The sequence below is a fragment of the Streptomyces sp. S465 genome, from assembly GCF_026898115.1.
Classification (GTDB): Bacteria; Actinomycetota; Actinomycetes; order Streptomycetales; family Streptomycetaceae; genus Streptomyces; species Streptomyces luomodiensis.
In genome coordinates this window covers 1,207,093-1,233,706 of sequence record NZ_CP114036.1, presented here as the reverse complement: position 1 = coordinate 1,233,706, position 26,614 = coordinate 1,207,093, and the positions used below count along the sequence as shown (strand labels likewise).

The window sequence follows — 26,614 nt, the reverse complement described above, 5'->3', positions numbered from 1 at the left end:
GGAGCCCCATGCCCGAGCAGCCGCTGCTCACCAAGGACCGGGAACCGCGCTCGGATCCCACGGCCGAGGCCGGTCCCACAAAAACCCGCGCCACCGGACGATTCGCCGCCGGGTGGATCGGCCGGGCACTGCCGCGCACCGGCCGCGCGATCGGCCCCTGGGTCGTGCCGCTGCTGGTCTTGGCGGTGTGGCAGACCACCGCACGAACCGGTGCCCTCCCGCCGCGGATCCTGCCCGCTCCCGAGGCGGTCCTGCGGGCGGGCACCGACCTGGCCGCCACCGGCGAACTCCAGCACCACATCCTCACCAGCCTGCGGCGCATCGCCCAGGGATTCGCCCTGGGCGCGGCCACCGGCCTGCTCCTGGGGTTCGGGGTCGGGATGTCGAAGGCGGCCGAGATCCTCCTCGACCGCTCCCTGCAGATGGTGCGCACCATCCCGCACCTGGCTCTGGTGCCGCTGATGATCGCCTGGTTCGGCATCGGGGAGGAGCCGAAGCTCCTGCTGGTGGCGCTGGGCACGTTCTTCCCCGTCTACCTCAACACCGTCACCGGCATCCGCGGTGTGGACCCCAAGCTGCTGCAACTCGGGCGTTCCTACGGGCTGGGCCGGTGGCGCCTGGTGCGCGACATCGCCATCCCCGGGGCCATGCCCACCGTTCTGGCCGGTATCCGCTACTCCCTGGGCGTCGCCTGGATGACCCTCGTCGTCGCCGAGACCATCTCGGCCGACGACGGGATCGGCTACCTCGCCCAGGACGCCCGCCAGCTTCTGCGCACCGACCAGCTCGTGCTCGCCATCCTGCTGTACGCGCTGGCCGGCCTGTTCGCCGATCTCCTCACCAGGCTCGTCGAAAGGAAAGTTCTGCGATGGCACCCCAACTACCGCCGTCCGGGGTCCCGGTGACCCCCGATCGGGCAGGGGCCCGGCTGTCGCTGGAGGGGGTGGGGAGGCGGTACGGCGACCGCTGGGTGCTGAAGGACCTCGACCTGGAGGTGGAACCCGGTTCGTTCGTCTCCTTCCTCGGGCCCAGCGGCGCGGGCAAGAGCACCCTGCTGCGGATCGTCGCCGGACTGGAGCGGCCGAGCTCGGGAACCGCCCGGCTGCACGGATCCGGACCGCGGCCGCCCATGGCACGGATGATGTTCCAGGAGGACCGGCTGCTGCCCTGGCGCAGCGCCGAGGACAACGTCCTGCTGGGTGTCAGGGGCCGCAGGGAGGAGGCGCGCGCCCTGCTGAACGCCGTGGGACTGGCCGACCGGGGCGATGCCTGGCCCTCCGCGCTCTCCGGCGGGCAGCGGCAGCGCGTCGCCCTGGCCCGCGCCCTGCTGCACCACCCCGAACTGCTGCTCCTGGACGAGCCGTTCGGCGCCCTGGACGCGATCACCCGGATCGCGATGCAGCGGCTCCTGGAGCGCATGTGGCTGGACCAGCCGCGCACCGTCCTGCTGGTCACCCATGACGTGGAGGAGGCGCTGGTGCTCTCCGACCGCGTACTGGTACTGGCCGACGGCTCGGTCGGCCGCGATCTGTCGATCGACCTGCCCCGGGGGGACAGGCGCGGCCACCCCCGCCTCGTCTCCTGGAAGGAGGAACTCCTCAGGGATCTGGTCGAACCCGCTTCCGCCGCCCCCGGCGCCGCCTGACGGACGGCCGGCACCACGCCCCGCCGCCCCTCCGGCCGGTGGCCAGGGCCCGCCGCCACCTGATCGGGGACCGGAGCCCCGCCGCCTGACCGGCGACCGGAATCCGCTGCCGCCTGACCGGCGGCCGTCATCCCGCCCCGCCGCCTTGCCTCCTCGCCCGCCCGCCCCTGACGCTCCCACGAACGTGAAGGACCTCATCGTGACCGTGCACCGCACCTCCTCCCGCTCACCTGCCGGAACCTCCCTGTCCGGCGCGCTCCCGCGCCGCGGCCTCCTCGCCCTCGGCGCCGCCGCGGCCCTCGCCCCCGCCCTGTCCGCCTGCGGTGGCGGTGCGCAACCGAAGAGCCGGGCGATCGCCGACGGAGTGCCGGAGAAGCTCCGCTTCGCGGTCATCGGCAGCGGGAAGACCGGGGTGCCCGCGGCCCTGCGCCACCGGCTGAACGGCCTCGACCTCGGCAAGGAACTCGGCGGCACCACCGTCACCTGGCCGGCCGGGTTCACCGCCTCGCTGCCGGTGATGGAGGCGTTCTCCTCGGGCAGCGTGGACTTCTCCTTCGCCACCGCCACCGCCGTGGCCTATGCGGTCGGCGGCGGTGTCCCCATCGTGCCGCTCGCCGCCTATCCGCTCCCCGGCGACGAGGTCGAGATCCTCGTCCCGAAGGACTCGCCCATCCGCGGCGCGAGCGACCTCAAGGGCAAGCGGATCGCCGACCAGAAGGGCACCACCGGCACCTACAGCCTCATCAAGTACCTGGAGACCGCCGGTCTGCGGCTGGACGACGTCGAGTACGTCAACCTGCCCGCCGCCGACGCCGAGTCCGCCTTCGCAGGCGGCAAGGTGGACGCCTGGATCAGCTGGCAGCCCGCCATCGGCCTGGCCCGAGCCCGGCACAAGGCCCGCAGTCTGCCCAAGGTGAAGACCTACGACTACAGCTTCTACGTGGCGAGCGAGTCCTTCGCCAAGGAGTACCCGGAGGCCGTGGCGAAGGCCGTGCGGGTCGTCCGCGACGCCCAGCGCGCCATCAACGCCGACCCGGCCAAGAGCGTCGCGTTCTTCGACAAGATCGGCGGGTTCGGCTCCCAGAGCCTGGAGCGCGAGGTCTACCTGGAGCTGACCCGCGACAAGCGCCTGTCCGACTCCCCGGCCGATGCCCTGGCACCGGTGGACCGCGCGGCCGTCGAGAGCACCCAGGACCTCGCCGACAACTTCCAGGCCCTCGGCGTCTATCCGTCGAAGATCGACGTGGCCGGGTTCCTGCGGGACTCCCGTTTCGACTCGATCAGGAAGACCGTCGCCGCCGAACTGGCGACATGACCGAGCCGCCCCGGCGCCCCGCCCGCACGCCACGGCGGCATCGTCCGCACGCCACGGCGGCAGCGGGCGCCCGTCCGGCACTCAGGGCCCCCGCCCACAGCAGAAAGACCTTGCGATGAGCACTCCTCACCACCAGATGCACCTGGCCGCCTTCGTGACCGCGGGGCCCGGCCGCCCCGGGGGCTGGCGCTACCCCGGCTCCGAACCGGGCTGGCTGTCCGCCTCCTACTACCAGCACATCGGCCGGGTCCTCGAACAGGGCAAGTTCGACCTGATGTTCTTCGCGGACATCCTGTCCGTGCCGGACCGCCTCGGCGGCAGCATGGACAGCCAGCTCCGTTACGGCGCGCTCGGCTCCCTCCGCCTGGACCCGACGCCCGTGCTGGCCTCGATCGCCGCCGTCACCGACCACCTCGGGCTCGCCGCCACGGTCTCCACCAGCTACCTGGAGCCCTTCCCGGTGGCGCGCTCCTTCGCCACGGTCGACCACCTCAGCCACGGCCGTGCGGCCTGGAACGTGGTCACCTCCTTCCAGGACTCCGAGGCCCGCAACTTCGGCAACGACCGGCACATCGCCCGCGACCAGCGCTACGAGCGGGCCGACGAGTTCCTCGAGGTCGCCTGCAAGCTCTGGGACAGCTGGGAGGACGACGCCCTCGTCATGGACCCGGCCGCCCCGCTCTTCGCCGACCCCGAGCGGGTGCACCGCATCGACCACGAGGGCCAGTGGTTCAGCGTCCGCGGCCCGCTGAACGTCTCCCGACCGCCGCAGGGCTACCCGGTGATCATCCAGGCCGGGGCCTCGCCCAAGGGCCGTGACTTCGCCGCCCGCTGGTCGGACGTCATCTTCTGCAGCCACGCCTCCCTGGAGTCGGCCCAGGAGTTCTACCGGGAGATCAAGGAGCGCGCCGTGCGCCACGGCCGCCGCGCCGAGGACATCAAGATCCTCCCCATGGCGACCCCCATCGTCGGCCCCACCAGCGAGGCCGCACGCGAGGCCGAGCGGCGGCTGACGGACCTGGTGCCGCCGCTGGCCGGACTGTCGACCCTCTCCTACCACCTGGACGTCGACCTCTCCGGGCTGCCGCTCGACGAGCCCCTGCCCGATGTCGACGTACCCGGAGTCCAGGGCCACTACAAGGAGGTGGTGGAGATGACCCGGCGGGACGGTCTGACCCTGCGTGAGCTGGGCAAGCGGTACGGGGGCCGGACCGAGGGCGAGTTCATCGGCACCGCCGCCGAGGTCGCCGACAGCATGGAACGGTGGTTCACCGAGGGCGGCTGCGACGGCTTCACCGTGGGCGCCGTCCACACCCCGGGGGCGTTCGAGGACTTCGTCCGGCAGGTGGTGCCCGAGCTCCAGCGCCGGGGCGTGTTCCGCACCGAGTACGCCGGGAAGTCCCTGCGCGACAACCTGGGCCTGGACCGCCCCCGGGCCGGGGCGTGGCGCGAGCGCCGCTACGGCGGCTGACCGGACACCGACCGGGCGCGGGCGGCCTCCCGCGCCCGGCCCGCCCCCCCCGCATCGACGACCACGAGGACACGAGGACATGAGGACATGAGGACGATGACCACAGCAGGCGATGTCGTCAGCATCACCGGCCGCACCACCGACACCACGGGGCGTTTCCTGGTGACCGCCAGGACGAACCACTTCGTCTCCGACGCGCGCACCGGACCGGCGGAAGCCGTCCAGGCGGGGGAGCTGCTGCTGTCCTCCCTGGCCTCCTGCTCCCTCGGCAACATCCAGCTCCACGCCCTGGAGCGCGGGTCGGGCCTGACCGGTGCACGGGCCGACATCAGCTACCTACGGGACCGCCGGGACCCCACACGGTACGAGTACCTCCGGCTCGATCTGCTGCTGCACGGCGTCACCCAGGAGGAGGCCGAGACCCTGGCCGGACTCTTCGCCGGAAGCTGTCCGATCTACAACACCCTGCGCCGGGGCGGCACCGTCGAGCTCGCCGTCCGTGCCGGGACACCGGAACCGGTCACCCCCACGGCGTGAGGGGAGTCCGGGCGGCGCGGGGCACGGCACGGACGGGAAAATACGAGGTCCGTGAGAGACGGGGCACCGACCGCGGCTAACGTGGTCGGTGCCCGCACCGTGCGCACGCTGCGGGCGCGATGTCGGCCATCGGGGTGGAGGAAGGACAGAAGTGCAGGTCGGAGCCCGCTTGTGAGAATTCTGCACACCTCCGACTGGCACCTCGGACGGTCCTTTCACCGGGTCAGCCTGCTTGCCGCGCAGCGCGCGTTCATCGACCACCTCGTCACCACCGTGCGGGAACGGCACATCGACGCGGTGGTCGTCGCGGGCGACATCTACGACCGCGCCGTGCCACCGCTCGCCGCCGTCGAACTCTTCGACGACGCCCTCCACCGGCTCGCGGACCTCGGGGTGCCCACGGTCATGATCTCGGGCAACCATGACTCGGCCCGCCGCCTCGGCGTCGGGGCCGGACTGATCGACCGGGCCGGCATCCATCTGCGCACCGACCCGGCCGGATGCGCCACCCCCGTCGTCCTCTCCGACGACCACGGCGAGGTGGCCTTCTACGGGCTGCCGTATCTCGAACCCGCTCTGGTGCGCGAGGAGCTGGGCGCCTCGGCGGCCGGTCATACGGCGGTGCTGGGCGCCGCCATGGACCGGGTGCGCGCCGACCTCGCCGCCCGGCCGTCCGGCACCCGGTCCGTCGTCCTCGCGCACGCCTTCGTCACCGGCGGCGCGGTCAGCGACAGCGAGCGGGACATCACGGTCGGCGGAGTCGCCTCCGTACCCGCCGAGGTCTTCGACGGCGCCGACTATGTCGCACTCGGCCATCTGCACGGCTGCCAGGCCATCACCGAGCGCATCCGCTACTCGGGCTCCCCGCTCGCGTACTCCTTCTCCGAGGCGGCGCACCACAAGTCCATGTGGGTGGTGGAGCTGGGGGCGGCGGGCGAGCCGCCGTCCTGCGAACGGGTGGCGTGCCCGGTGCCGCGGCCGCTGGCCCGGATCCGCGGCCGGATCGAGGAACTGCTGGCCGACCCGGACCTCGACCGCCATGAGGAGGCGTGGGTGGAGGCGACGCTGACCGACGCGGTGCGGCCGCATGAGCCGATGGCCCGGCTGACCCGGCGTTTCCCCCATGTGCTCACGCTGGTCTTCGACCCCGAGCGGCCCCCCGAGGACCCGCTCGCCTCGTACGCACAGCGGCTGCGCGGCCGCTCGGACCGGCAGATCACCGAGGACTTCGTGGCGCATGTGCGGGGCGGCCGCGGCCCGGACGAGGCGGAGCGCGCGCTGCTCGGCGACGCGCTGGAGGCGGTACGGGGTGAGGCGCACGAGGACGGTGTGCGGAGCGGGCGGAACGGCACCGCGAAGGCGGCGGCTGGGGCGACGGCCGGGGAGGCGGCGCGATGAGGCTGCACCGGCTCGCCGTCACGGCCTTCGGCCCGTTCGGCGCCACCCAGGAGATCGACTTCGCCGAGCTGTCCGCCGCCGGGCTCTTCCTGCTGCACGGGCCGACCGGCGCCGGCAAGACGTCCGTCCTGGACGCGGTCTGCTACGCCCTGTACGGCCAGGTGCCCGGCGCCCGCCAGGGCAGCGGACTCTCGCTGCGCAGCGACCACGCCGAACCGCTGACCCCGACCGAGGTCGTGCTCGAATTCACCGTCGGCGGGCGGCGCTTGGAGATCACCCGGCGCCCCGAGCAGCCGCGCCCCAAGAAGCGGGGCACGGGAATGACGCGGGAGAAGGCGCAAACCCTGCTGCGCGAATACTCCCGCTCCGCTGCCGGGGCGGCTTCCGGGGCGGGGGAGTGGAAGGCGCTCAGCCGCTCGCACCAGGAGATCGGCGAGGAGATCGGGCAGCTGCTCGGCATGAGCAGGGAGCAGTTCTGCCAGGTGGTGCTGTTGCCACAGGGCGACTTCGCCCGCTTTCTGCGCGCGGACGAGCTGGCGCGCGGCAAGCTGCTGGGCAAGCTGTTCGACACCGGCCGTTTCGCCGCAGTCGAGGAGCGGCTGGGAGAGCTGCGGCGAGCGGCCGAGAAACGGGTCGCGGCCGGGGACGAACGGCTGCTCGCGCTCGCCCACCGGATGGCGCAGGCGGCGGGCCGTACCACGGAACTCGACGGGTATCCACTGCCCGAGCCGGCCCCCGGTGAGCCGGGGCTGGCCGACGCCGTCCTGGAGTGGGCCGCCATCGCCCGCACGGGCGCCCGCGAACGGCGGGACATCGCGCTCTCCGCCGTACGGGCCGCCGAAGCGGCCCACGACGCCGCCCAACGGGCCGCCGACGCCGACCGCGAACGGGCCGGGCTACAGCGCCGCCACACCGAGGCCCGCCGCCGGGCGGACGACCTGGAACGGCGGCGGCCCGACCACGACCGGCTGCGCGAGCTGCTGGAACGCGCCCGCGCGGCCGACGCGGTGGCCCCCGCGCTCGACCTGCGCACCGCCGCCGCCCGCGACCACCGCACCGCCGAAACCGCCGAACGCCAGGCCCGCGCCCGGCTGTCCGCCGAGCCCGGCCTGGCCACGATCGCGGAGATCCCCGACCAGCGGACCTCCCCCGGCCCAGGCCCGTCGGACCACGACTCCGCCGCCCCCGGCGTGCCCCCGCCCGCGCGGGGCACCGCCCCGGACTCGCCGGCCCCGGCGCGGCCCGGAGTGGTGGGTCCCCCGGGCGGCGTGCCGTCGCAGGCCGCGCCGTCGGGGGAGGGCGTCGGTGTTTCTGACCGGCGTGCTGTCGCCGGGTCGGGTGCGGTGGGTGATGCCGGGCGCGGGGGCGCTGTTGGAGTGTCGGACTCGGCGTCGCCCGGAGTGGTGGGTCCTTCGGGTGTGCCGTTGCAGGCGGCTCCCTCGGGGGAGGGCGTCAGTGTCTCCGAGCGGCGCGCCATTGCCGGGTCGGGTGCGGAGGGTGCCCGGTGCGGGGACGCTGCTGGAGTGCCGGGCTCGGCGCCGTTCGGCCCGGCGGGCCCCGCGGACGCATCGTCGCAGGGGCCGGACGCGGAGCGCGCGGACAGGCGCGGTGCGCAGGGAGCACGGTCCGGTGCCGAGGCCGCTGTCACGGGGGCCTCGGGCGTGTCGTCGGAGGCTGTCGGGCGGACCGCGTCCGGTGCGCACGGCGGCGGGACGGCGGCCGGCCCGGCCGGTGTGCGGGACGGCCGAGTCGACTCCCACGCCGCCCCCACCGCCACCACCACGCTGCCCGCGACGCTCGCCGAGGCCGATGCCGAGTGGCTGGGACGGGTCGAGCGGCGGGTGCGGGAGGAGCTCGGGGCGTTGGGCGCCGCGCGGCGGGGCGAGGCGCGGGCCAAGGCCGTCGCCGCCGAGATCGCCGCGCTCGACCGGGAAGCCCGTGCCGACGAGGAGGCGATCGAGGAGGCCGCCGAGTGGCTCGCCGGGTGGGAGGAGAGCCACCGGGCGCATCAGCGGCGGATCGAGGCGGCTCAGGAGGCCGCCACCCGGGCCGAGCAGCTCGGCGGGCGGATCGAACCCGCCGAGCGGCGCCTGGAGGCGGCCCGGCAGCGGGACCGGCTCGCCGGGCGGGAGCGGCAGGCGCGGGAAGCGCTGCTGCGGGCCCGGGAGGGCGCCGCCGCCGCGCGGCAGAACTGGCTCGACCTCAAGGAGCGCCGGCTGCGCGGGATCGCCGCCGAGCTGGCGGCCGGGCTGCGCCCGGGAGAGCCCTGCGCGGTGTGCGGGGCGACCGAGCACCCGAGCCCGGCCCGGCCCGGGGCCGGGCATGTGGACCGTACGGCGGAGGAGGCCGCGCTGGCGGACTACCAGCGCGCCGAGGAGGCCCGTGAGGAGGCCGAGCGCGCGCGGAACGCGCTGCGGGAGGCCCGCGCGGGCGCGGAGGCCACGGCCGAGGGCGAGGACGCGGACGGACTCGACCGGACCCTGGCCGGGTTGCGGGCCGCGTACGCCGAGGCCCGCGACGCGGCGGCCGACGGGCACGCCGCCCGGGAGGCCCTGGACCGGGCCGAGCGCGAGCACGCACGGCGCACGGCCCAGCGGCAGGAGGCCGAACGGCGGGCGGCCGCCCGTACCTCGCACCGGGAGGCCCTGGTCCGGGAGCGGGCCGCGCTGCTGGCGGAGCTGGAGCAGGCGCGCGGCGCGGACGCGACCGTCGCGGAGCGCGCGGCGCGGCTGGAGCGGCAGGCGGGGCTGCTGGCCCACGCCGCCGAGGCGGCGCGGAACGCCGAGGCGGCCGCGGACCGGCTGAAGGAGGCCGACGCCCGGCTCGCCGACGCCGCGTACCGGGCCGGATTCGAAACCCCGGAGCAGGCCGCCGAGGCCGTACTGCCCCCGGACCGGCAGCGCGAGGCGCGCCGCCGTCTCGACGCGTGGCAGACGGAGTCGGCGGCGGTCGCGGCCGAGCTGTCCGACCCGAGGGTGCTCGCCGCGGCCCAGGCGCCGCCCGCCGACCCGGCGGCGGCGCAGGCGGCGGCCGACGCGGCCACCCGCGCGCTGCGCGAGGTCTCGGCCGCGGACGCCGCCGCCCGCACCCGCTGCGAGGAGCTCGACGCGCTCTCCGCGCAGGCGGTCGCCGACGCCCGGCGGCTCGCCCCGCTGCGCGCGGAGCACGACCGGATCGCCCGCCTCGCCGCACTCGCGGCGGGCACCTCCGCCGACAACGAGCGCAGGATGCGGCTGGAGGCGTATGTGCTCGCGGCCCGGCTGGAACAGGTCGCGGCGGCGGCCAGCGCGCGGCTGCGCCACATGTCCTCCGGGCGCTACACGCTGGTGCACTCCGACGCCCGGTCCGGCGGCCGCGGCCGCTCCGGTCTCGGTCTGCACGTCATCGACGCCTGGACCGGCAGCGAACGCGACACGGCCACCCTCTCCGGCGGCGAGACCTTCTTCGCCTCGCTCGCCCTCGCGCTCGGCCTCGCCGACGTGGTCACCGACGAGGCGGGCGGGGTCCGACTGGACACCCTCTTCATCGACGAGGGGTTCGGCAGCCTGGACGAGCAGACCCTGGACGAGGTCATGGACGTCCTGGACTCGCTGCGCGAGCGGGACCGTACGGTCGGCATCGTCAGCCATGTCGCCGATCTGCGCCGGCGGATCCCGGCCCAGCTGGAGGTGGTCAAGGACCGTGCGGGCTCGGCCGTACGCCACCGCACCGCCGCCGCACGCTGACGACGGCACCGGCCGCCGCGCCGAAGCCCTGAAGCGGGACGGACCGCACCCTCACGGATGTGGCCGTCCCGTGCCCCCTGGGGAGGAGCAGAGGCGCGTCTCCTTCCAGCGACCCCCTCCAGCGCCCCCCTTCCAGCGTCCCCCTCCAGCGGGAGATCACAGGCGCGCCCCCGGCGAAGGGTCAGAGCGCCGACAGCTCATCCACCAGGTCGTCAAGCCCCAGCGACCCCTGCGACAGCGCCGCCATGTGCCACTTCTTGGCGTCGAAGGCGTCACCGTGCGCCTTACGGGCGGCGTCCCGGCCCGTCAGCCAGGCCCGCTCGCCCAGCTTGTAGCCGATGGCCTGACCCGGCATGCCCAGATAGCGCACCAGCTCGCTGTCGAGGAAGTCCGCGGGGCGGCCGCAGTGCAGCCCGAAGAACTCGCGCGCCAGCTCCGGGGTCCACCGCTCACCGGGGTGGAAGGGCGAATGGGCGGGGATCTCCAGCTCCAGATGCATCCCGATGTCGACGATCACCCGCAGCGCCCGCATCATCTGCGCGTCCAGATAGCCCAGCCGCCGCTCCGGGTCGGACAGGAAGCCCAGCTCGTCCATGAGCCGCTCGGCGTACAGCGCCCAGCCCTCGGCGTTGGCGCTGACCATGCCGACCGTGGCCTGGTAGCGGGAGAGCTGGTCGGCGACGTGCGCCCACTGGGCGAGCTGGAGATGGTGGCCCGGGACGCCCTCGTGGTACCAGGTGGAGACCAGGTCGTACACCGGGAAGCGGGTCTCGCCCATCGTGGGCAGCCAGGTCCGGCCGGGGCGGGAGAAGTCCACCGACGGCTGGGTGTAGTACGGCGCCGCCGCGCTGCCCGGCGGGGCGATCATCGACTCGACCCGCTTGACCCGCTCGGCCAGGTCGAAGTGGGTGCCATTCAGCTTCTCGATGGCCTCGTCCATCAGCTCCTGGAGCCACACCCGCGTCTCCTCGACGCCTTCGATGTGGACACCGTGGGTGTCGAGGTGGCGCAGCGCCTCCCATGGGGTGGCGCCGGGGAGGATCTTCTCGGCCTCGACGCGCATCTCGGCGTGGATGCGGTGGAATTCCGACCAGCCGTACGCGTACGCCTCGTCCAGGTCGAGGTCGGTGCCGTTCCACATCCGGGCCCAGCGCAGGTAGCGCTCACGTCCCACCACATCGGGGGCGCCCTCGACGGCCGGGGCGTAGACGTCACGCAGCCAGTCGCGGAGCGCGACCAGCGCGCCCGTCGCCGCCGCGGCCGCCTCGTCCAGCTCGGCGCGCAGCGCGTCGGGGCCCTCGGCGGTGAAGTCGGCGAACCAGCCGCCGTCCGTGCCGATCCACTCCGCCAGCTGCTCGAGGACCGTGGCCACCTGCCGGGGGCCGGCCGGCAGGTTCCGCCGCAGCCCTTCGGCGAGCGAGGCGCGGTACCCCTCCAGCGCGGCCGGTACGGCGCGCAGCCGGGCCACGATCGCCGACCAGTCCTCCTCGGTCCGGGCGGGCATCACGGTGAAGATGCCGCGCACCGAATGCAGCGGGGAGCTCAGGTTGCTGACCGCGCGCAGCCCCTCATCGGCGTCGTGCACGGCGAGCTCGGCGGTCAGCCGTTCGCGCAGCAGCCGTGCGCAGCGGCGCTCGGCGTCGGTGTCCGCGCCGGGGCGCGCCTCGGCCTCGGCCAGCCGCTCCAGGGTGGTGCGGGCGAGGTCGGCAGTGGCCTTCGCCCCCTCGGGGGAGTAGTCCGGGAGGCGCCGGGAGCTCTCGGGAACGCCCAGATAGGTGCCGGTGATCGGGTCGAGTTCGATGAGGGCGTCGACATAGTTGTCGGCGACCTGGCGGGGCAGCAGAGCGTTCTTGGTGTCGGACATGCGGCCATCCTCGTACGTTTCCCAGCGCGGCGTCAGCAACATGGTGATGTGACGTCCGGGGAGTGAGATGGGCGACGGGGCCGGTGGGCCGGCCGCCCCGGCGGACGGCGGTGGGCATGGACTCCTCAGTGCCCGTGCGGTGGGGCCGGCAGCGGCAGTGGCGGGACCTGGGCGGGCGCCGGTGCCGGGTCGAGCCGGGCGCTGATCACCAGGGTGCCCTGCTCGATCTGGTAGTCAAGCGGCAGTTCGAGGGAGCGCATCGCGGCCACCATGCCGGTGTTGGCCGACTGGGTGACGGCGTAGACGCTCGCGCAGCCGGTCTCGGCGGCCATCGCGACCAGCCGCCGCAGCAGCTCCCCGCCGACGCCCCGCCGCTGCCACTCGTCCTCGACGATCAGCGCGACCTCGGTCTCGTCCCCGTCCCACAGCAGATGGCCGAGGGCGACCAGCCGCCCGGAGGCGGTGTGGGCGGCCAGGGTGCGGCCGAAGCGCGGGCTCAGCAGATGGTCGAGGTAGCGGTCGGCGTCGCCGACCGGGCCGTGGTAGCGCAGCCCCAGTGTCGTGGGGGAGCAGCGGGCGTGCATCTCGCGCGCCGCGGCCAGGTCGCCGGTGTCGGCGCGGCGCACGGTGATGGCGTTGCCCTCGGGCAGCGTCAGCACATCGCCGCCGTGCGGGACCCGCGGGCCGAGCCGGGCGTCCAGCTCGACCAGTGCGCGGGCCCGCGCGAACTCGGTCGGGGTGAACGGCAGGTACGGCCGTTCGATGACGATCGCGCCGCCCGACGGGTCGCGCAGCCGCATCACGGTCTCCTCCAGGACGCCCTCGGACGGCGGTGTGCTGTCCAGGGACCGGCCGCCCAGGGACGTGGCGGGCACCGAGTGGATGGTGCAGCGGCCGAACAGCTGGCGCAGGGCGAGCGGCAGTTCGGCCGCGTCCAGAGCGGTGCGGGTGGCCAGGGTCAGCGCCCGGGTCGGCGCGTCCACCAGGTCGTGGGTGTCGGCCCGTTCGACCCAGGTGTCACTGCCGCCCCCGGCCGTGACGACATCGGCCAGCTCGGTGGAGGCCAGGGACTCGGGGGCGCGCAGCAGGAACTCGTCCACCGTGCCGTCGGTCAGCGGGTGGGTCTGGAGGGCCAGGATGTCCACCCGGTACTCGGCCAGCGCCGCGCACAGCGCGGCGAGGGTGCCCGGCTGGTCCCGTACGGTCGTCCGCATCCGCCACAGGGTCGTGGCCTCGGGGGGCGTGGTCTCCGGGGCGCCCGCGGCGTCGGCGGTGTGCGGGCCGGCCGCGGGCGAGGGTGAGGTGCCCGGCGGCGCGTGGCCCTGGCGTCGTGACCACCGTGCGAGCAGATCGTGCCACCGGTGGGGACGGTGCGGGGAGGGGGACTCGGGGCTCGCTCGAAATGTCATGCAAACACCCTTGCGCAAGGGTGTTGCGTGATCACAAACGGATTGTGACCGATGGGTTAAGGACGCATCTGATAACAGAAGCTTATTTTGTCCGAAATCAAATTGTTGAAGCCGGGAATTTCCCTCACCCTACCGCCCATCGGCGCAGTACCCTGCCGCAGCGCCGTGCGTACGCCCGCTGGAACAGCGGTACCAGCCGCCCTCCGATCCGGCTGTACCAGGAGTCCGGGCGGCTGAACGCCGTCACCGTCAGCACCACCGCGCCATCCGGCTCCAGGCTCACCACGAACGACTCCTCCCCCTGCTCCGGATGGCCGGGCAGCGTGCCGTAGGCGAAGCCGGTCCGGGTCTCCTCCGCGACCGTCCACACCACCTCGCAGGGCGCGCGCAGCCGCAGCCGCCCGGCGCCCAGGCCCACCACGACCGGCCGTCCCGGCGTGGCGACCGGATCCGCGGCCTGGATCGAGACCCCCACCGCCCGGTGCATCCGCCAGTCCATGACCGCCCGCCCGGCCGCCTCGAGCGTGGCGCGGCCGTGGCCGACGCGGGTGCGCACCCGCAGATGGCGGTAGCCGGAGGGCAGCGGCCACCGCCGGGTGGCGCCCACCTCCGGATAGGTGAGCCGGGAGGCCGGGCCGGGAGCGTCGGAGGATCCCATACCCGTACCGTACGCGGCGTCCTTACGGTGCGCGGCCCCGGCCGGGCACCGTAAGGACGCCGCCTCAGGCCGCGCATGGCGCGCGGGCTACTGGCCGACCAGACCCGGCCTCAGCACCTTGGTGAACAGCACCTTTCCGCCGTCCTCACGCAGCCGGACGGTCATCTCGGCGCTGTCGCCGTCGATGTCCACCTCGCCGTAGAACTGGTAGCCCTCGGCGGGTGAGACGTTCGACCGGGCGGGTGCCTTGACGAAGGACTGCTCGGGGCCGAACGTGCCGTCCAGCTTCACCGAGGGGAAGGCGCCCGCGTTCAGCGGACCGCTGACGAACTCCCAGAACGGTGCGAAGTCCTTGAACGCCGCCCGCGAGGGGTCGTAGTGCTGCGCCGAGGTGTAGTGGACGTCCGCCGTCAGCCACACCGTGCCGGTGATCTTCCGGTGCTTGATGTACCGGAGCAGTTCGGCCATCTGGAGCTCCCGGCCGAGCGGGGCGCCCGGGTCGCCCTGCGCGACGGCCTCGAAGTCGGTGTTCCCGTCCGGCACCACCAGGCCCAGCGGCATATCGCAGGCGATCACCTTCCACACCGCGCGCGACCGCGACAGCTCGCGCTTGAGCCAGGCCAGCTGCTCGGCGCCGAGGATGCCCCGGGTGTCCTCCGGCTGCCGGTTCGGCGAGTTGGCGTCCCGGTACGTACGGCAGTCCAGGACGAAGACGTCCAGCAGCGGGCCGTGGTGCTGGACCCGGTAGACCCGGCCGCTCGCGTCCGGCCGCAGCGTGCTGATCGGGAAGTACTCGGCGAACGCCTGGCGCGCGCGGGCCGCCAGCACGTTCACGTTCTTCTCGGCGTAGCGGTCGTCGGCCAGGATCTCGCCGGGGTACCAGTTGTTGAGCACCTCGTGGTCGTCCCACTGGGTGATGGTCGGCACCTCGGCGTGGAAGCGGCGCAGATTGGCGTCGAGGAGGTTGTAGCGGAAGTTGCCGCGGTACTCGTCGAGCGTCTCGGCGACCTTGGTCTTCTCCGGGGTGATGAGGTTGCGCCAGGTGGAGCCGTCGGGCAGCGTGACGGTCTCGGTCATCGGCCCGTCGGCGTAGATGTTGTCGCCGCTGCACAGGAAGAAGTCCGGCTCGCGGCGGCGCATCTCCTCGAAGATGCGGTAGCCGCCGTGGTCCGGGTTGATGCCCCAGCCCTGGCCCGCCAGATCGCCCGACCAGACGAAACGCACGCCCTTACGGCGCTCGGGAACCGTACGGAAGGTGCCGTGCACCGGCTCCCCGGTGCGGCGCGGATCGTCCGGGTCGGCGAGCAGCACCCGGTAGTGCACCTGGCTCCCGGCGGGCAGGCCGTGCAGTGCGGTGCGCCCGGTGAAGTCCGTACCGGGGCCGACCAGCGGGCCGTGCCAGCGCTTGGCCCGCGCGAAGGACTCGGTCGCGGAGGTCTCCACGATCATCCGGGCCGGACGGTCGGAGCGGACCCACACCAGCCCCGACGACGTCGTCACATCGCCCACCTGCACGCCCCACTGGGCACTGGGACGTCCCGACAGGGCCTGGGCGGGCGCCCCGGACGCGGCCGACGCCACGGTGGGCACCGCGAGCGCCGCCGACGCGGCCGCCGACCCCTGAAGTACCCTGCGCCGCCCGATCCCTCTGCCGGATTCCCGCGTCATGGTGGACCCTCCTCGTGCTGATGGAACCGCTGTGCGGTTCTGTGTTATCGGCGCCAGGTGCCACTTTGCCGAACGCCCAGTGAACAACTGGGCGGCGCTGCCGGGGAAGTGCCGGGCGCCACCCCGGCGAGGAGACCCACGGTGCGCGCGATCCGGGCGGGCGGTTGATGGGCGTACCCCAGCATCAGCCGCACCCGGCCGTCGTCCGGCGGGCCCCGTAGTCGGCGAGCGGACGGGTGCGACCCGGCCCCCCGCCGGCCCCCGCGCCCGCGCGAGGAAGTCCGGCTCCGGCCCTGTAGCGGCGCGGCAGCCGCGGGCCGGGCCGGACAACGGCCACCGGCCGGGGCCTTTCCGTGCCGACGCCCCGTGGCCTTCGCGCGCCGTAAGGGGACTCGGGTCTCCTTACGGCGCCCGGGGTGCGACGCGGCTACAGCCCGCCCGCGACCCGCAGCACCGCCCCCGTCGTGTACGACGCCTCCGGCGACAGCAGCCACGCCACCGCGCCCGCGATCTCCTCCGGCTCGCCCGGACGCCCCATCGGCACCCGGCCCGGATCGCGCCAGGGCCGCTCGGGGTCGCCCATCCGGGCGTGGATATCGGTCAGCGTCATGCCCGGCTGGACCGAGTTGACCCGGATGCCCTCCGCCGCCAGCTCCTTCGACAGGCCCACCGTCATCGCGTCGACCGCCGCCTTGCTGGCCGCGTAGTGCACATACTCACCGGGGCTGCCGGTCGTCGCCGCGCCCGAGGAGATGTTGACGATGGCGCCGCCCTGGCCGCCGTGGCGGGTGGACATCTCGCGGGCCGCCCGCCGGGCGCACAGCAGGGCCCCGGTGACATTGACGTCCACCACGCGGCGCATCACCTCCGGCGAGGTCTCGGTGAAACGGCCCAACGGGCCCGTGATCCCGGCGTTGTTGACCAGGCCGGTGATCGGGCCCAGCTCCTCCCGCACCCGGTCGAACATCGCCTCGACCTGCTCCGCGTCGCTGGTGTCCGCCTGGACCACCATCGACCGGGCACCCTCCGCGCGCACCGCCGCCGCCCACCGCTCGGCCGCGTCCCGGGCGTGCTCGTAGCCGATGGCGACGCTGTGCCCGGCGCGGGCGAGCCGCACCGCCACCGCCGCGCCGATGCCGCGACTGCCCCCGGTGACCACCGTGACCTGGTTGGTCTCCATCAGTGTTCTCAGCTCCCGCCCCGTGACGCTTCTCGCTGTGGTGATCACAGACGATAACCGACCAAGGGATTGGTCTTGACCAAGTCCGTTCGCCGCCTTATGGTCGCATTGATACTGCAACAACCTTTAATAAAGAAGCGCGCATAACACGTGGCACAGCGCCCGCCGCGCGCACCACTGTCAGCCGTAGTACACGCCGTAGGAACCGAGGGGGACAGGGTGGGGACCACGCAGCTGGAAACGGTGCCTGAGCCCAAGTACTGGCATCTGAAGACCGTGCTGAGCGACGCGCTCGACTCGGAGTTCGCGGTCGGAGAGGTGCTGCCCAACGAGCGTGAGCTGGCGGCCCGCTTCGGCGTCGCCCGCGCCACCCTCCGGCAGGCCCTCGAGCAGCTGGAGCTGGAGGGCAGGCTCCAGCGCCGCCGCGGCGTCGGCACCACCGTCGCCCCGCCCCGCGTCGGCGTGGCCGTCGGGGACTACGCCCACGGCTGGACCGACACCTCCGGCGAGGACAGCTGGCGGACCGTCGACAGCGTCGAGGCCGTGCCGCCCGCCGCGGTCGCCCGGCTGCTGGAGACCGCCCCGGACACCCCGGTCCACCGCGTGCGCCGCACCCGGATGAGCCACGGCCGGCCGCTCGCCGCCGAGCTGCTGTACGTACCGGCCGAGTCCGTCCCCGGCCTCGCCGCCATCGAGACCTCCAGCGGGCCGGCCCGCGCCCGCGCCGTGCTGCGCGAGCTGCGCCGGCTGGAACTGGAGGGCGGTGAGCGGTCCGTGGAGCTCGGCTCGGCCCGCGCGGACGACGCCAAGGAGCTCGACCGGCTGCCCGGCGCCCCTGTCCTCGTGGTGACCACCCGCTATGTGACCGAGGACCGTACGGCGGCCGTCGCGGTGGCCACCTACCGGGCCGACACCTGCCGGCTCACCTTCGGCGACGGCGCGGGCGAGGAGCTTCTGGCGGGCTGATCCGGGCCCGCCCCGCACCCCCAGCGGCCGGCCCCGCACCCCCCAGCGGCCCGCCCCGCGCTTCCCGCGCCCCCGCGGCCCGCCCCGCGCCCCCGCGCCGTAGGAGTCCAGTCCCCAGGCGCCCCACGCGCCGCGGAACCACCCGCCGCGTAAATGCCCCGCGGCAGCGCCGCCGTACGCCCCGCGTCAGCGGCTCGCCCGGCGGGTCGTCACCGTGCTGTCCACCGCGAACAGCTCCTGTTCCACATGGTCCAGGGCCAGCCGCAGCGCCCCCGTGGTCACCGCCGCCTCGCCGAGCAGCGAGAGCGCGACCTGCGGGGGCCGCAGGCAGTAACGGGCCAGCTCGTCGCGCAGCGGGCCCAGCACACCGTCCAGTCCGGCGGCCCAGCCGCCGACCACCACGATCTCGGGGTCCATCGCCAGCACCAGGGCCGCCGTGTCGTGCACCAGCCTGCGCACGAAGCGGTCCACGGCCGCGCGGGCCCGCGCGTCGCCGTCGCGGGCCAGCGCGAAGACATGCGCGACCTGCGCCTCGTCCAGCGGGTTCAGCGGCTCCCCGGTCGTGGAGAGCACCTCCTCCGGGGTGGCCTCGCGGCCCAGCAGATGCAGCGCCCCTATCTCCCCGGCGGCGCCGCCGAAGCCGCGGTGGAGCCGGCCGCCGATCAGCGACCCCGCACCCGGGCTCAACCCGGCCAGGACGAAGACCACATCGTCCGAACCGGCGGCCGCGCCCTTCCAGTGCTCGGCCACCGCGGCGGTGTTCGCGTCGTTCTCGACCAGCACCGGACAGCGGAAGGACCGCCGCAGCCGCTCACCCAGCGGCAGCCCGGTCCAGCCGGGGAGGGCGGTACACAGATGGACGGTGCCATCCGCCTCGACGACGCCGGGACTGGCCACCCCGACCGCGCGCAGTGAGAACCGGGCCACCCCCGCGCGCCGCAGCAGATCCGCGACCGCGGTCCGCACCCGCTCCAGCCGCTCGTCCGCCGACGCCTTCTCGGACACCTCGCGCACGATCGAGCCGAGCGCACGGCCGTCGAGGTCCGACAGGAGCGCGGCGACCCGGTGCGCCCCTATCTCGATGCCCAGCAGATGCCCGGCCTCGGCCCGGAACCGGAAGCGGCGCGCGGGGCGGCCCTGGCGGCGGACGCCGCCCTCCTCGGCGGGCACCTCGACCACCAGACCGCTGTCGGTCAGCCCGTCGATCACGCCCTCCACGGTGGGCCGGGACAGTCCGGTCACCCGGGTGAGATCGGTCAGGCTCGCGCTTCCCGCGCAGCCGCCCGTGTCGTCCCCGCCACCCCCGGCGGCGGTGCCGGACGCGGTCGCCGCGCGCAACGCGTGCAGAACCACGGCGGAGTTGATGCGTCGCAGCAAAGACGGATCCCCGCCGGTGAGCCGCCCCAACGTCGGCCTCCCTCCCAGTGCGTATCTGCCGGATCGTATCCGCTGGGCGCGGACGCGGCGAGTGCCCCCTCCCGCTCCCGGGCCGCCCGGCCGCGCGTACGCCAGCCGCCGGGCCGTCAGATGTCCGACCCGCGCGGTTTACTGACACCATGACCAGTACGGCGGACCATGTGGCCTCGATCGACCGGCTGCGCGCCCGGGACTTCCCCGGGCAGCGGACCGTGCACGGGCGGGTGGCCGGCGGCCCCGGCTTCCATGTCGCCGACCTCCGCGTCAGCGAGGACTTCTGGGACGCGGACCTCACCCGGGTCGAGGAGGTGCTGGAGGAGTTCGAAGCGGAGCTGAGCGCGCTGGTCCAGGTGCTGACCTTACGGTGGGGCGCCCCCGAGGTCCTCGACCTCACGGACGCCCTGGAGCGGTCGGCGATGGGCGAGCCGGTCCCGCCCCCGCTGGACACCCTGTGCGGTTACGTGCCCGAGCTGCACATCTGGCGCGTCGACGGCCGCTGGGTCGGGCTGGGGGTGGGGCAGGGCGACCGGGAGCTGCCGTTCCAGCTGCTGGTGGCCATAGGGGAGGAGGACACGATATGACGCCCCTTCCGATCCGTCGGCCGGGGTCCTAGGACCTGTCCTCCGCCGCGGCCGCCGCCCTGAGCCGGCCGAACTCCTCCGCCATGGCCGGCAGGGTCCAGTGCGCGTTGAGCCCGCTCGGGTTCGGCAGGGCCCAGATCCGGGTCTCGCCGATGGTGCGGGGCTGCGGCCCGATCTTCGCCCGCTTGTCGCCGAACGCGACCCGGTAGGCGGTGACCCCCGCCACCGCCAGCCAGCGCGGCCGCAGACGCCGCACCTTCTCCTCCAGGATCCGGCCGCCCTCCCGGTACTCCTCGTCGCTCAGCTCATCGGCCCGCGCGCTGGCGCGCGCCACCACATTGGTGATGCCCAGCCCGTACCGCACCAGTTCCGCCTGTTCGGACGGGTGCAGCCGGCGGGGGGTGAAGCCCGAGGCGTGCAGGGCGGGCCAGAACCGGTTGCCGGGGCGGGCGAAGTGGTGACCGGTGGCGGCCGTCATGAGCCCGGGGTTGATACCGCAGAAGAGGACCCGCAGACCGTCCGCGACCACATCGGGGACGAGGCGGTCGCGGGCGGCCTCCAGTTCGGCGGGGGTCATCGTCGGCGTCAGAGGATCGAGCCGGGGGTGTAGGCCGCGGCCTCCGGATGCCGCTTGACGATCTCCTCGATCCGCGAGGCCACCGCGCCGACCTGGTCCGCGGCCGCGCCCGTGAACGACAGCTTGTCGTCCATCAGCGCGTCCAGCGCGGCCCGGTCCAGCGGGATCCGCTCATCGGCGGCGAGGGAGTCCAGCAGCTCATTGCGCTCGGCGCCGCGCTCGCGCATCGCCAGCGCAGCGGCCACCGCGTTCTCCTTGATCGCCTCATGGGCGACCTCGCGGCCCACCCCGGCCCGCACGGCGCCCATCAGCACCTTCGTCGTGGCCAGGAAGGGCAGGTAACGGTCCAGCTCACGGGCGACGACGGCGGGGAAGGCGCCGAACTCGTCGAGCACCGTCAGGAAGGTCTCCAGCAGCCCGTCGAAGGCGAAGAACGCGTCCGGCAGCGCGACCCGGCGCACCACCGAGCAGGAGACATCCCCCTCGTTCCACTGGTCGCCCGCCAGCTCACCGGCCATCGAGGCATAGCCGCGCAGGATCACCGCGAGGCCGTTGACGCGCTCGCAGGAGCGGGTGTTCATCTTGTGCGGCATCGCGGAGGAGCCGACCTGGCCGGGCTTGAAGCCCTCGGTCACCAGCTCGTGCCCGGCCATCAGCCGGATGGTCTTCGCCAGCGAGGACGGGGCCGCGGCCAGCTGCACCAGCGTGGTGACGACGTCGTAGTCCAGGGAGCGCGGATAGACCTGGCCGACGGAGGTGAACGCCTGGGCGAAGCCGAGGTGGGCGGCGATCCGCCGCTCCAGCTCGGCCAGCTTCTCCGCGTCGCCGCCGAGGAGGTCCAGCATGTCCTGCGCGGTGCCCACCGGGCCCTTGATGCCCCGCAGCGGATAGCGGCCCAGCAGGTCCTCCAGCCGCCCGTACGCCACCAGCAGCTCGTCCGCGGCCGTGGCGAACCGCTTGCCGAGCGTGGTGGCCTGCGCCGCCACATTGTGCGACCGGCCGGCCATCACCAGCTCCGCGTGCTCGGCGGCCAGCTTGCCGAGCCGGGCCAGCACCGCGACCGTACGGTCCCGGACCAGCTCCAGGGAGAGCCGGATCTGGAGCTGCTCCACGTTCTCGGTGAGATCGCGGGAGGTCATGCCCTTGTGCACGTGCTCATGGCCGGCGAGGGCGTTGAACTCCTCGATCCGGGCCTTCACATCGTGGCGGGTGACCTTCTCCCGCTCGGCGATCGAGGCCAGGTCGACGGTCTCCAGGACCCGCTCGTAGTCGGCGAGCGCGGCGTCCGGCACCTCGATTCCGAGGTCCTTCTGAGCGCGGAGCACGGCGAGCCACAGCCGCCGCTCCAGCGTCACTTTGTACTCGGGGGACCACAGGACGGCCAGCTCCGCGGAGGCGTAGCGGTTGGCCAGGACGTTCGGAATGCGCGGCTTACCAGTCACGTGGACAGAGTCTACTGGCCGTCCTCGCAGGCCAGACCGGTGGCCGAAGCACCCCGGCCCGGCCGGGGACGGAAGGGTCCCGGGCGCGGGCCCGTGGATCAGTCCTCGTACGGCAGCAACTCGGCGCGCTTGGGGGCGCGTCCGTCGCCCGAGGAACGGCTGGTCAGCCGCCTGCCGATCCACGGTCCGAGGTGCCGGCGGGCGAACCGCGCGTCCGCGGTGCGGCGGGTCAGCCACCCGACGGGCACGGCGGGCGGCAGGGGCGCGTTCCAGTCGTCCTCCGGCTCATGGCCCAGCGCCTGCCATACGGCCTCGGCGACCCGCCGGTGCCCCTCGGTGTTCAGATGCAGCCGGTCCTCGGCCCACATCCGGGGGTCCCCGACGACTTCGGAGGAGAACAGGTCCACCACGGTCGCGTCATGCCGGGCGCCCAGCTCGTCGATGACCGAGAACAGCCGCTCCATCCGTGGCTGGAACCGCTCCAGCACCGGTCCGCGCCGCCCCGGACTGCGCATCAGCACCAGCCGTTTGCAGGTGGGCGCCAGCCGCTCGACGGCTTCCTCCAGCAGTCCGCACACCCGGCCGACGTCGCATTTCGGCCGCAGTACGTCGTTCAGCCCGCCGACCAGAGTGATCAGATCGGCGCCCATGGCCGCCGCCGGGCCCGTCTGCTCCTCGACGATCTGCCCGATGAGCTTGCCGCGCACCGCGAGATTGGCGTAGCGGAATCCGGGGGCACGGGCCGCGAGCCGCCCGGCGAGCAGATCCGCCCAGCCCCGGTAGGTGCCGTCGGGAAGTTCGTCCGACATGCCCTCGGTGAAGGAGTCGCCGACTGCGACAAAGCTGCTGTAGGTGATGTCCGTCTGCATGGCTCGGGCGATCTTATCCCGGTACGCGGGCTGCGTGGACCGCCGAGCACGAGCATGATGAGCGGCATGGCGATGACCCACATCTACTTCGAGGGCGGAGCGCGGAACGGGACGACCGCCAGCTGGAATGTGGAGCCCGGCGCGGATATCTACGACGACAACATCTTCCGGCCGCCGGAGCTGTACCGGCGGACGAACCGCACCAAGGTCATCGGACGGATCGAATACGTGATCTTTCGGTACGACCCGGCCGGGTCCCGGCCCGGCACCGGCCCAGCTCCCGGCCCCGGTCCCCGCCACTGAGTCCTCGCGTGAGTCCTCGCGCGACCACCCGGCCGGTACCCCGGTTGGCCCGTACGGGGTTCCGCGCGCCGCGCGGCGGGGCAGTCTGGTCGGCGTGGATGCCTTCGAATGCGACCGTACGACCATGGCCATCGTCGCCGCCGCGCTCGCCGACGACGGGGAGGGCGCGGCCGCTCTCCTGGAGCCGCTCGAGACGCGCGATGTGTGCCGGGTCGCCGTGCGGCTCGCCGCGATGGCCGCCCATGCGCTGGTGGCGGTGGCCGAGGAGGGCGGCGGCGGCCGGGAGGAGGCGCTGGCCCACTGGCAGGCGTGCATCATCGCCCATGAGTCCAGACGCGACGAGGAGTGACCGTCGGGGGAGGAGCGACCGGTCGGGGACAGGGGTGACCGGGCAGATCCAGGCGTGACCGGTCGGGGACAGGGGTGACCGGGCACGTCCAGGTGTGGCCGGTCGGGTCAGGTGTGACCGGGCAGGTCCAGGTGTGGGCGGTCGGGTCGGGCGTGACCGGGCACGTCCAGGTGTGGCCGGATGTGGTCAGGCGACCAGCTCACGCAGCACGTCCTCCATGGTGACCAGCCCCTCCAGCCGGCCGTCCGCGGCGATCACCGCCGCGAGGTGGGTGCGGCTGTCGCGCATCGCGGTGAGGACGTCGTCCAGCGGCGTATGGGACCGCACCCGGGGGATCGGCCGCAGCTGGTCGGGGCGGAACGGCACATCCCGTGGCCGGGCGTCCAGCGCGTCCTTCACATGCAGATAGCCGGGGATCCGCCCGGAGTCGTCGACCACCGGGAACCGGGAGAAGCCCGTCCTGGCCGCCAGCAGTTCCAGTTCCTCGGCGGTCACCCCGAGCCGCGCCGTGACCACCCGGTCCATGGGCAGCACCACGTCCCGCACCCGTCGCCGGCCCAGCTCCAGCGCGTCCCGCAGCCGCTCGGTGGCGCGGTCGTCCAGCAGCCCGGCCTCGCTGGAGTCGGACACCATCCGGGCCAGCTGGTCGTCCGAGAAGGTCGCCGCGACCTCGCCCCGGGGCTCCACGCGCAACAGCTTCAGCAGCGCGTTCGCGAAGGCGTTCACCGCGAGGATCACCGGGCGCAGTGCGCGGGCGAGGGTCACCAGGGGCGGGCCGAGCAGCAGCGCGGTGCGCACCGGCTCGGCCAGCGCCACGTTCTTCGGCACCATCTCGCCGAACAGCATGTGCAGATAGGTCGCCAGGGACAGCGCGATGACGAACGAGACCGGGTGCACCAGTTCCAGCGGCAGACCCACCAGGTGGAAGACCGGCTCCAGCAGATGGGCGATGGCTGGTTCCGCGACGGCGCCCAGTACCAGCGTGCACAGCGTGATGCCGAGCTGGGCCGCGGCCAGCAGCGCGGACACATGCTCCAGGCCCCACAGCACGGCCCGCGCCCGCCGGTCGCCCTGCTGGGCGCGCGGCTCGATCTGGCTGCGGCGCACCGAGATCAGGGCGAACTCGGCACCCACGAAGAAGGCGTTGAGCACCAGCGTCAGCAGGGCGATCAGCAGTTGCAGCGCGATCATCGGCCCGCCGCCCCCTCGTCACGGTGGCCCCCCTCGTCACCGTGGCGGCCCAGGTCGCTGTCGGCCGCGGCACCGCGCAGCGGCGCCCGCAGCCGCACCCGGGCGGCCCGGTGGCGGGACACCTTCCGCACCTCGAGCCGCCAGCCCTCCGGCTCGACGGTGTCGCCGACGGTCGGGATCCGGCCCAGCTCGGCCGCGATCAGCCCGGCCAGGGTCTCGTACGGGCCCGGGGGCACCCGCAGCCCGATGTCCGCCAGCTGATCGACCCGGACCGCGCCGTCCGTGTCGTACAGTGCGTGGCCCTGCGCGTCCAGGCCCATCGGGACCAGGCGGGGGGCCTCATGCGGATCGTGCTCGTCGCGGACCTCGCCGACCACCTCCTCGACGATGTCCTCCAGGGTGACGACGCCGGCCGTACCGCCGTACTCGTCGATGACCACGGCCATGCTGCGCTGGGCCGAGAGCCGGTCCAGCAGCCGGTCCACGCTGAGCGTCTCCGGAACGAACAGCGGTTCGCGGGCCAGCTCGGACACCGGGTGGCGGGGCCGTACCTCGGCGGGGATCGACAGGACGTCCTTGATGTGGACGAGGCCGGTGACGGTGTCCAGGCTGCCCTGGTAGACGGGGAAGCGGGACAGCCCGGTGGCGCGGGTCGCGTTGGCCACGTCCTCGGCGGTGGCCCGTACGTCCAGCGCCATCACCCGCACCCTCGGGGTCATCACGTTCTGCGCGGTGAGCCCGGCGAGGTTGAGGGTGCGGACGAACAGCTCGGCGGTGTCCTTCTCCAGCGCGCCCTCCTTGGCGGAGTGGCGGGCGAGGGCGATCAGCTCCTGCGGACCGCGCGCGGAGGCCAGTTCCTCGGCGGGCTCCAGGCCCATCCGGCGCACGGTGCGGTTGGCGGTGTTGTTGAGATGGGTGATCAGCGGCCGGAAGAGGGAGCTGAAGGCGCGCTGCGGGGTGGCGACGGCCTTGGCGACCGGCAGCGGCCGGGAGATCGCCCAGTTCTTGGGCACCAGCTCGCCGACGACCATCAGCACCACGGTCGACAGGAAGGTGCCGAGCACCAGCGCCACCGACCGGACGGCCGACTCGGGCACGCCGATCGCGGCGAGCGGCCCGGCCAGCAGGGCCGCGACGGAGGGCTCGGCCAGCATGCCGACGACCAGATTGGTCACGGTGATGCCGAGCTGTGCGCCGGACAGCTGGTAGGTGAGGCTCCGTACGGCCTTCCAGGCCCCGGCCGCACCGCGCTCCCCGGCTCTCGCCGCCCGTTCCAGCTCGCCGCGCTCGACCGTGGTCAGGGAGAACTCCGCCGCGACGAAGGCGCCACAGGCGACCGCGAGGAGGAGCGCCACGGCCAGGAGGAGGACTTCGGTCATCGGTTCACCTCCGTCCCATGATCCGGCAGGGACCGGAGGATCGCGCGATGTCGACCACGGGGAGGCTCGGCGGGCTCGCCCATCGGCGGACGTTCACACCTTTCACGGCTCGGAGGCTCGGAGGCTTGGGGCGTGACTTACGTCCATGCTAAGTGGATACATCCGCGCTCAGTGGATCCGTCCGTGCTGGGCGGCCCCGGCGGGCCGCCGGGGCCGGGGCCACTATCAGGAGCGCAGCGGCTTGACCCAGCGGCTCCACTGCGGCTGGGGTGCGTAGCCGGCCGCGCTCCACGCGTGGTGGGCGAGCTCGTTCTCGTCGAGCACCATCGCATCCCCGCGCCGTCCGCCCAGGGCGGCGAACCGCTCCTCGGCCGCCGCCAGAAGGGCCGTCGCCACGCCCCGGCGGCGGTGCCCGGGGTGGACGGCCAGCCGGTACAGATGGCAGCGCCAGCCGTCGAAGCCGGCGATCACGGTCCCGGCGAGTTCACCGCCCCGTTCGGCCAGCAGCAGCGACTCCGGGTCGCGGTCGAGCAGCCGGGCCACCCCGTCCCGGTCGTCGCTGATGCTGGTGCCTTCCGCCGCCTCCTTCCAGAAGGCGAGCACGGTGTCGAGGTCGGCGGGGGCCGCGGTCCGTATCCGAAGATCATTCATGGTCGCATCCCATCATCGGG

The 26,614-nt window shown here is 73.9% G+C and carries 23 protein-coding genes; 11 read left to right on the top strand and 12 right to left on the bottom strand.

Annotated features, from left to right (window positions below):
• Window positions 1-8 precede the first annotated feature (8 nt).
• From N6H00_RS05140 to N6H00_RS05110, 7 genes are all read left to right on the top strand, one after another.
• A complete protein-coding gene (locus N6H00_RS05140) occupies window positions 9-905 on the top strand; it encodes an ABC transporter permease (RefSeq protein ID WP_268970359.1) in 897 nt (298 codons plus the stop codon).
• Window positions 869-1,645, top strand: coding sequence for an ABC transporter ATP-binding protein (locus tag N6H00_RS05135; protein ID WP_268970358.1), 777 nt, complete (start codon window positions 869-871; stop codon window positions 1,643-1,645). The genes N6H00_RS05140 and N6H00_RS05135 overlap by 37 nt, the downstream gene beginning before the upstream one ends.
• Before the next feature lie 199 nt (window positions 1,646-1,844).
• Window positions 1,845-2,960, top strand: a complete 1,116-nt coding sequence (locus N6H00_RS05130; RefSeq protein ID WP_268970357.1) for an ABC transporter substrate-binding protein — start codon at window positions 1,845-1,847, stop codon at window positions 2,958-2,960.
• A 115-nt stretch (window positions 2,961-3,075) separates the two neighbouring features.
• Complete coding sequence (locus tag N6H00_RS05125) at window positions 3,076-4,431, top strand: LLM class flavin-dependent oxidoreductase (RefSeq protein ID WP_268970356.1); 1,356 nt, start codon at window positions 3,076-3,078, stop codon at window positions 4,429-4,431.
• A gap of 96 nt (window positions 4,432-4,527) precedes the next feature.
• Window positions 4,528-4,968, top strand: a complete 441-nt coding sequence (locus N6H00_RS05120) for an OsmC family protein (RefSeq protein WP_268970355.1) — start codon at window positions 4,528-4,530, stop codon at window positions 4,966-4,968.
• Between the two features lie 171 nt (window positions 4,969-5,139).
• Window positions 5,140-6,366 carry an exonuclease SbcCD subunit D gene (locus tag N6H00_RS05115; RefSeq protein ID WP_268970354.1) on the top strand — a complete coding sequence of 409 codons (1,227 nt, stop codon included), beginning with the start codon at window positions 5,140-5,142 and terminating at the stop codon, window positions 6,364-6,366.
• Window positions 6,363-10,091, top strand: a complete 3,729-nt coding sequence (locus tag N6H00_RS05110; RefSeq protein ID WP_268970353.1) for an AAA family ATPase — start codon at window positions 6,363-6,365, stop codon at window positions 10,089-10,091. Before N6H00_RS05115 ends, N6H00_RS05110 begins: the two co-directional genes overlap by 4 nt.
• Before the next feature lie 181 nt (window positions 10,092-10,272).
• On the opposite strand, the gene N6H00_RS05105 is transcribed toward N6H00_RS05110, so the two are convergent.
• From N6H00_RS05105 to N6H00_RS05085, 5 genes are all read right to left on the bottom strand, one after another.
• Window positions 10,273-11,955, bottom strand: a complete 1,683-nt coding sequence (locus tag N6H00_RS05105) for a DUF885 domain-containing protein (protein ID WP_268970352.1) — start codon at window positions 11,953-11,955, stop codon at window positions 10,273-10,275.
• A 125-nt stretch (window positions 11,956-12,080) separates the two neighbouring features.
• Entirely contained in the window at window positions 12,081-13,364 is a 1,284-nt protein-coding gene (locus N6H00_RS05100) for a GNAT family N-acetyltransferase (RefSeq protein WP_268970351.1), read from the bottom strand.
• Between the two features lie 124 nt (window positions 13,365-13,488).
• Entirely contained in the window at window positions 13,489-14,022 is a 534-nt protein-coding gene (locus N6H00_RS05095) for a DUF1990 family protein (RefSeq protein ID WP_268970350.1), read from the bottom strand.
• An 87-nt stretch (window positions 14,023-14,109) separates the two neighbouring features.
• Window positions 14,110-15,690, bottom strand: a complete 1,581-nt coding sequence (locus N6H00_RS05090; protein WP_268970349.1) for an alkaline phosphatase D family protein — start codon at window positions 15,688-15,690, stop codon at window positions 14,110-14,112.
• 427 nt (window positions 15,691-16,117) lie between these two features.
• A complete protein-coding gene (locus N6H00_RS05085) occupies window positions 16,118-16,870 on the bottom strand; it encodes an SDR family oxidoreductase (protein WP_268970348.1) in 753 nt (250 codons plus the stop codon).
• A 219-nt stretch (window positions 16,871-17,089) separates the two neighbouring features.
• On the opposite strand from N6H00_RS05085, the gene N6H00_RS05080 reads away from it, so the two are divergent.
• Window positions 17,090-17,836, top strand: a complete 747-nt coding sequence (locus N6H00_RS05080) for a GntR family transcriptional regulator (protein ID WP_268970347.1) — start codon at window positions 17,090-17,092, stop codon at window positions 17,834-17,836.
• A gap of 186 nt (window positions 17,837-18,022) precedes the next feature.
• Here N6H00_RS05080 and N6H00_RS05075 read toward each other — a convergent pair whose 3' ends face one another.
• On the bottom strand, window positions 18,023-19,243 hold the full coding sequence (locus N6H00_RS05075; protein ID WP_268970346.1) for an ROK family protein: 1,221 nt from the start codon (window positions 19,241-19,243) through the stop codon (window positions 18,023-18,025).
• 149 nt (window positions 19,244-19,392) lie between these two features.
• Here N6H00_RS05075 and N6H00_RS05070 point away from each other — a divergent pair, with 149 nt between their 5' ends.
• The gene (locus N6H00_RS05070; RefSeq protein WP_268970345.1) at window positions 19,393-19,833 is read left to right on the top strand and encodes a hypothetical protein; all 441 of its coding nucleotides are present in this window, start codon (window positions 19,393-19,395) and stop codon (window positions 19,831-19,833) included.
• Window positions 19,834-19,861: 28 nt separating this feature from the next.
• Here N6H00_RS05070 and mug read toward each other — a convergent pair whose 3' ends face one another.
• The 3 genes from mug to N6H00_RS05055 form a co-directional block, all read right to left on the bottom strand.
• Window positions 19,862-20,410 (bottom strand): G/U mismatch-specific DNA glycosylase, encoded by a 549-nt coding sequence (mug, locus tag N6H00_RS05065; protein ID WP_268970344.1) that lies wholly within the window; start codon window positions 20,408-20,410, stop codon window positions 19,862-19,864.
• 8 nt (window positions 20,411-20,418) lie between these two features.
• Window positions 20,419-21,852: an adenylosuccinate lyase gene (purB, locus tag N6H00_RS05060; protein WP_268970343.1), complete on the bottom strand. Its 1,434-nt coding sequence runs from the start codon at window positions 21,850-21,852 to the stop codon at window positions 20,419-20,421.
• A gap of 98 nt (window positions 21,853-21,950) precedes the next feature.
• A complete protein-coding gene (locus N6H00_RS05055; protein ID WP_268970342.1) occupies window positions 21,951-22,721 on the bottom strand; it encodes an SGNH/GDSL hydrolase family protein in 771 nt (256 codons plus the stop codon).
• 66 nt (window positions 22,722-22,787) lie between these two features.
• On the opposite strand from N6H00_RS05055, the gene N6H00_RS05050 reads away from it, so the two are divergent.
• Window positions 22,788-23,024: a hypothetical protein gene (locus tag N6H00_RS05050; RefSeq protein WP_268970341.1), complete on the top strand. Its 237-nt coding sequence runs from the start codon at window positions 22,788-22,790 to the stop codon at window positions 23,022-23,024.
• A 94-nt stretch (window positions 23,025-23,118) separates the two neighbouring features.
• On the top strand, window positions 23,119-23,373 hold the full coding sequence (locus N6H00_RS05045; protein WP_370595145.1) for a hypothetical protein: 255 nt from the start codon (window positions 23,119-23,121) through the stop codon (window positions 23,371-23,373).
• A 186-nt stretch (window positions 23,374-23,559) separates the two neighbouring features.
• Here the strand turns inward: N6H00_RS05045 and N6H00_RS05040 are convergent, their stop codons facing one another.
• The 3 genes from N6H00_RS05040 to N6H00_RS05030 form a co-directional block, all read right to left on the bottom strand.
• The gene (locus N6H00_RS05040) at window positions 23,560-24,564 is read right to left on the bottom strand and encodes a hemolysin family protein (protein WP_268970340.1); all 1,005 of its coding nucleotides are present in this window, start codon (window positions 24,562-24,564) and stop codon (window positions 23,560-23,562) included.
• A complete protein-coding gene (locus N6H00_RS05035; RefSeq protein ID WP_268970339.1) occupies window positions 24,561-25,943 on the bottom strand; it encodes a hemolysin family protein in 1,383 nt (460 codons plus the stop codon). The genes N6H00_RS05040 and N6H00_RS05035 overlap by 4 nt, the downstream gene beginning before the upstream one ends.
• Window positions 25,944-26,168: 225 nt before the next feature.
• Window positions 26,169-26,594, bottom strand: coding sequence for a GNAT family N-acetyltransferase (locus N6H00_RS05030; RefSeq protein WP_268970338.1), 426 nt, complete (start codon window positions 26,592-26,594; stop codon window positions 26,169-26,171).
• Window positions 26,595-26,614 lie beyond the last annotated feature (20 nt).

Excerpts from the sequence above, each read along its gene's own strand:
- N6H00_RS05140 (WP_268970359.1), top strand. The coding sequence starts at position 9 with ATGCCCGAGCAGCCGCTGCTCACCAAGGACCGGGAACCGCGCTCGGAT.
- N6H00_RS05135 (WP_268970358.1), top strand. The coding sequence starts at position 869 with ATGGCACCCCAACTACCGCCGTCCGGGGTCCCGGTGACCCCCGATCGG.
- N6H00_RS05125 (WP_268970356.1), top strand. The coding sequence starts at position 3,076 with ATGAGCACTCCTCACCACCAGATGCACCTGGCCGCCTTCGTGACCGCG.
- N6H00_RS05120 (WP_268970355.1), top strand. The coding sequence starts at position 4,528 with ATGACCACAGCAGGCGATGTCGTCAGCATCACCGGCCGCACCACCGAC.
- N6H00_RS05110 (WP_268970353.1), top strand. The coding sequence starts at position 6,363 with ATGAGGCTGCACCGGCTCGCCGTCACGGCCTTCGGCCCGTTCGGCGCC.
- N6H00_RS05105 (WP_268970352.1), bottom strand. The coding sequence starts at position 11,955 with ATGTCCGACACCAAGAACGCTCTGCTGCCCCGCCAGGTCGCCGACAAC.
- N6H00_RS05100 (WP_268970351.1), bottom strand. The coding sequence starts at position 13,364 with ATGACATTTCGAGCGAGCCCCGAGTCCCCCTCCCCGCACCGTCCCCAC.
- N6H00_RS05095 (WP_268970350.1), bottom strand. The coding sequence starts at position 14,022 with ATGGGATCCTCCGACGCTCCCGGCCCGGCCTCCCGGCTCACCTATCCG.
- N6H00_RS05090 (WP_268970349.1), bottom strand. The coding sequence starts at position 15,690 with ATGACGCGGGAATCCGGCAGAGGGATCGGGCGGCGCAGGGTACTTCAG.
- N6H00_RS05085 (WP_268970348.1), bottom strand. The coding sequence starts at position 16,870 with ATGGAGACCAACCAGGTCACGGTGGTCACCGGGGGCAGTCGCGGCATC.
- N6H00_RS05070 (WP_268970345.1), top strand. The coding sequence starts at position 19,393 with ATGACCAGTACGGCGGACCATGTGGCCTCGATCGACCGGCTGCGCGCC.
- mug (WP_268970344.1), bottom strand. The coding sequence starts at position 20,410 with ATGACCCCCGCCGAACTGGAGGCCGCCCGCGACCGCCTCGTCCCCGAT.
- N6H00_RS05055 (WP_268970342.1), bottom strand. The coding sequence starts at position 22,721 with ATGCAGACGGACATCACCTACAGCAGCTTTGTCGCAGTCGGCGACTCC.
- N6H00_RS05050 (WP_268970341.1), top strand. The coding sequence starts at position 22,788 with ATGGCGATGACCCACATCTACTTCGAGGGCGGAGCGCGGAACGGGACG.
- N6H00_RS05040 (WP_268970340.1), bottom strand. The coding sequence starts at position 24,564 with ATGATCGCGCTGCAACTGCTGATCGCCCTGCTGACGCTGGTGCTCAAC.
- N6H00_RS05035 (WP_268970339.1), bottom strand. The coding sequence starts at position 25,943 with ATGACCGAAGTCCTCCTCCTGGCCGTGGCGCTCCTCCTCGCGGTCGCC.
- N6H00_RS05030 (WP_268970338.1), bottom strand. The coding sequence starts at position 26,594 with ATGAATGATCTTCGGATACGGACCGCGGCCCCCGCCGACCTCGACACC.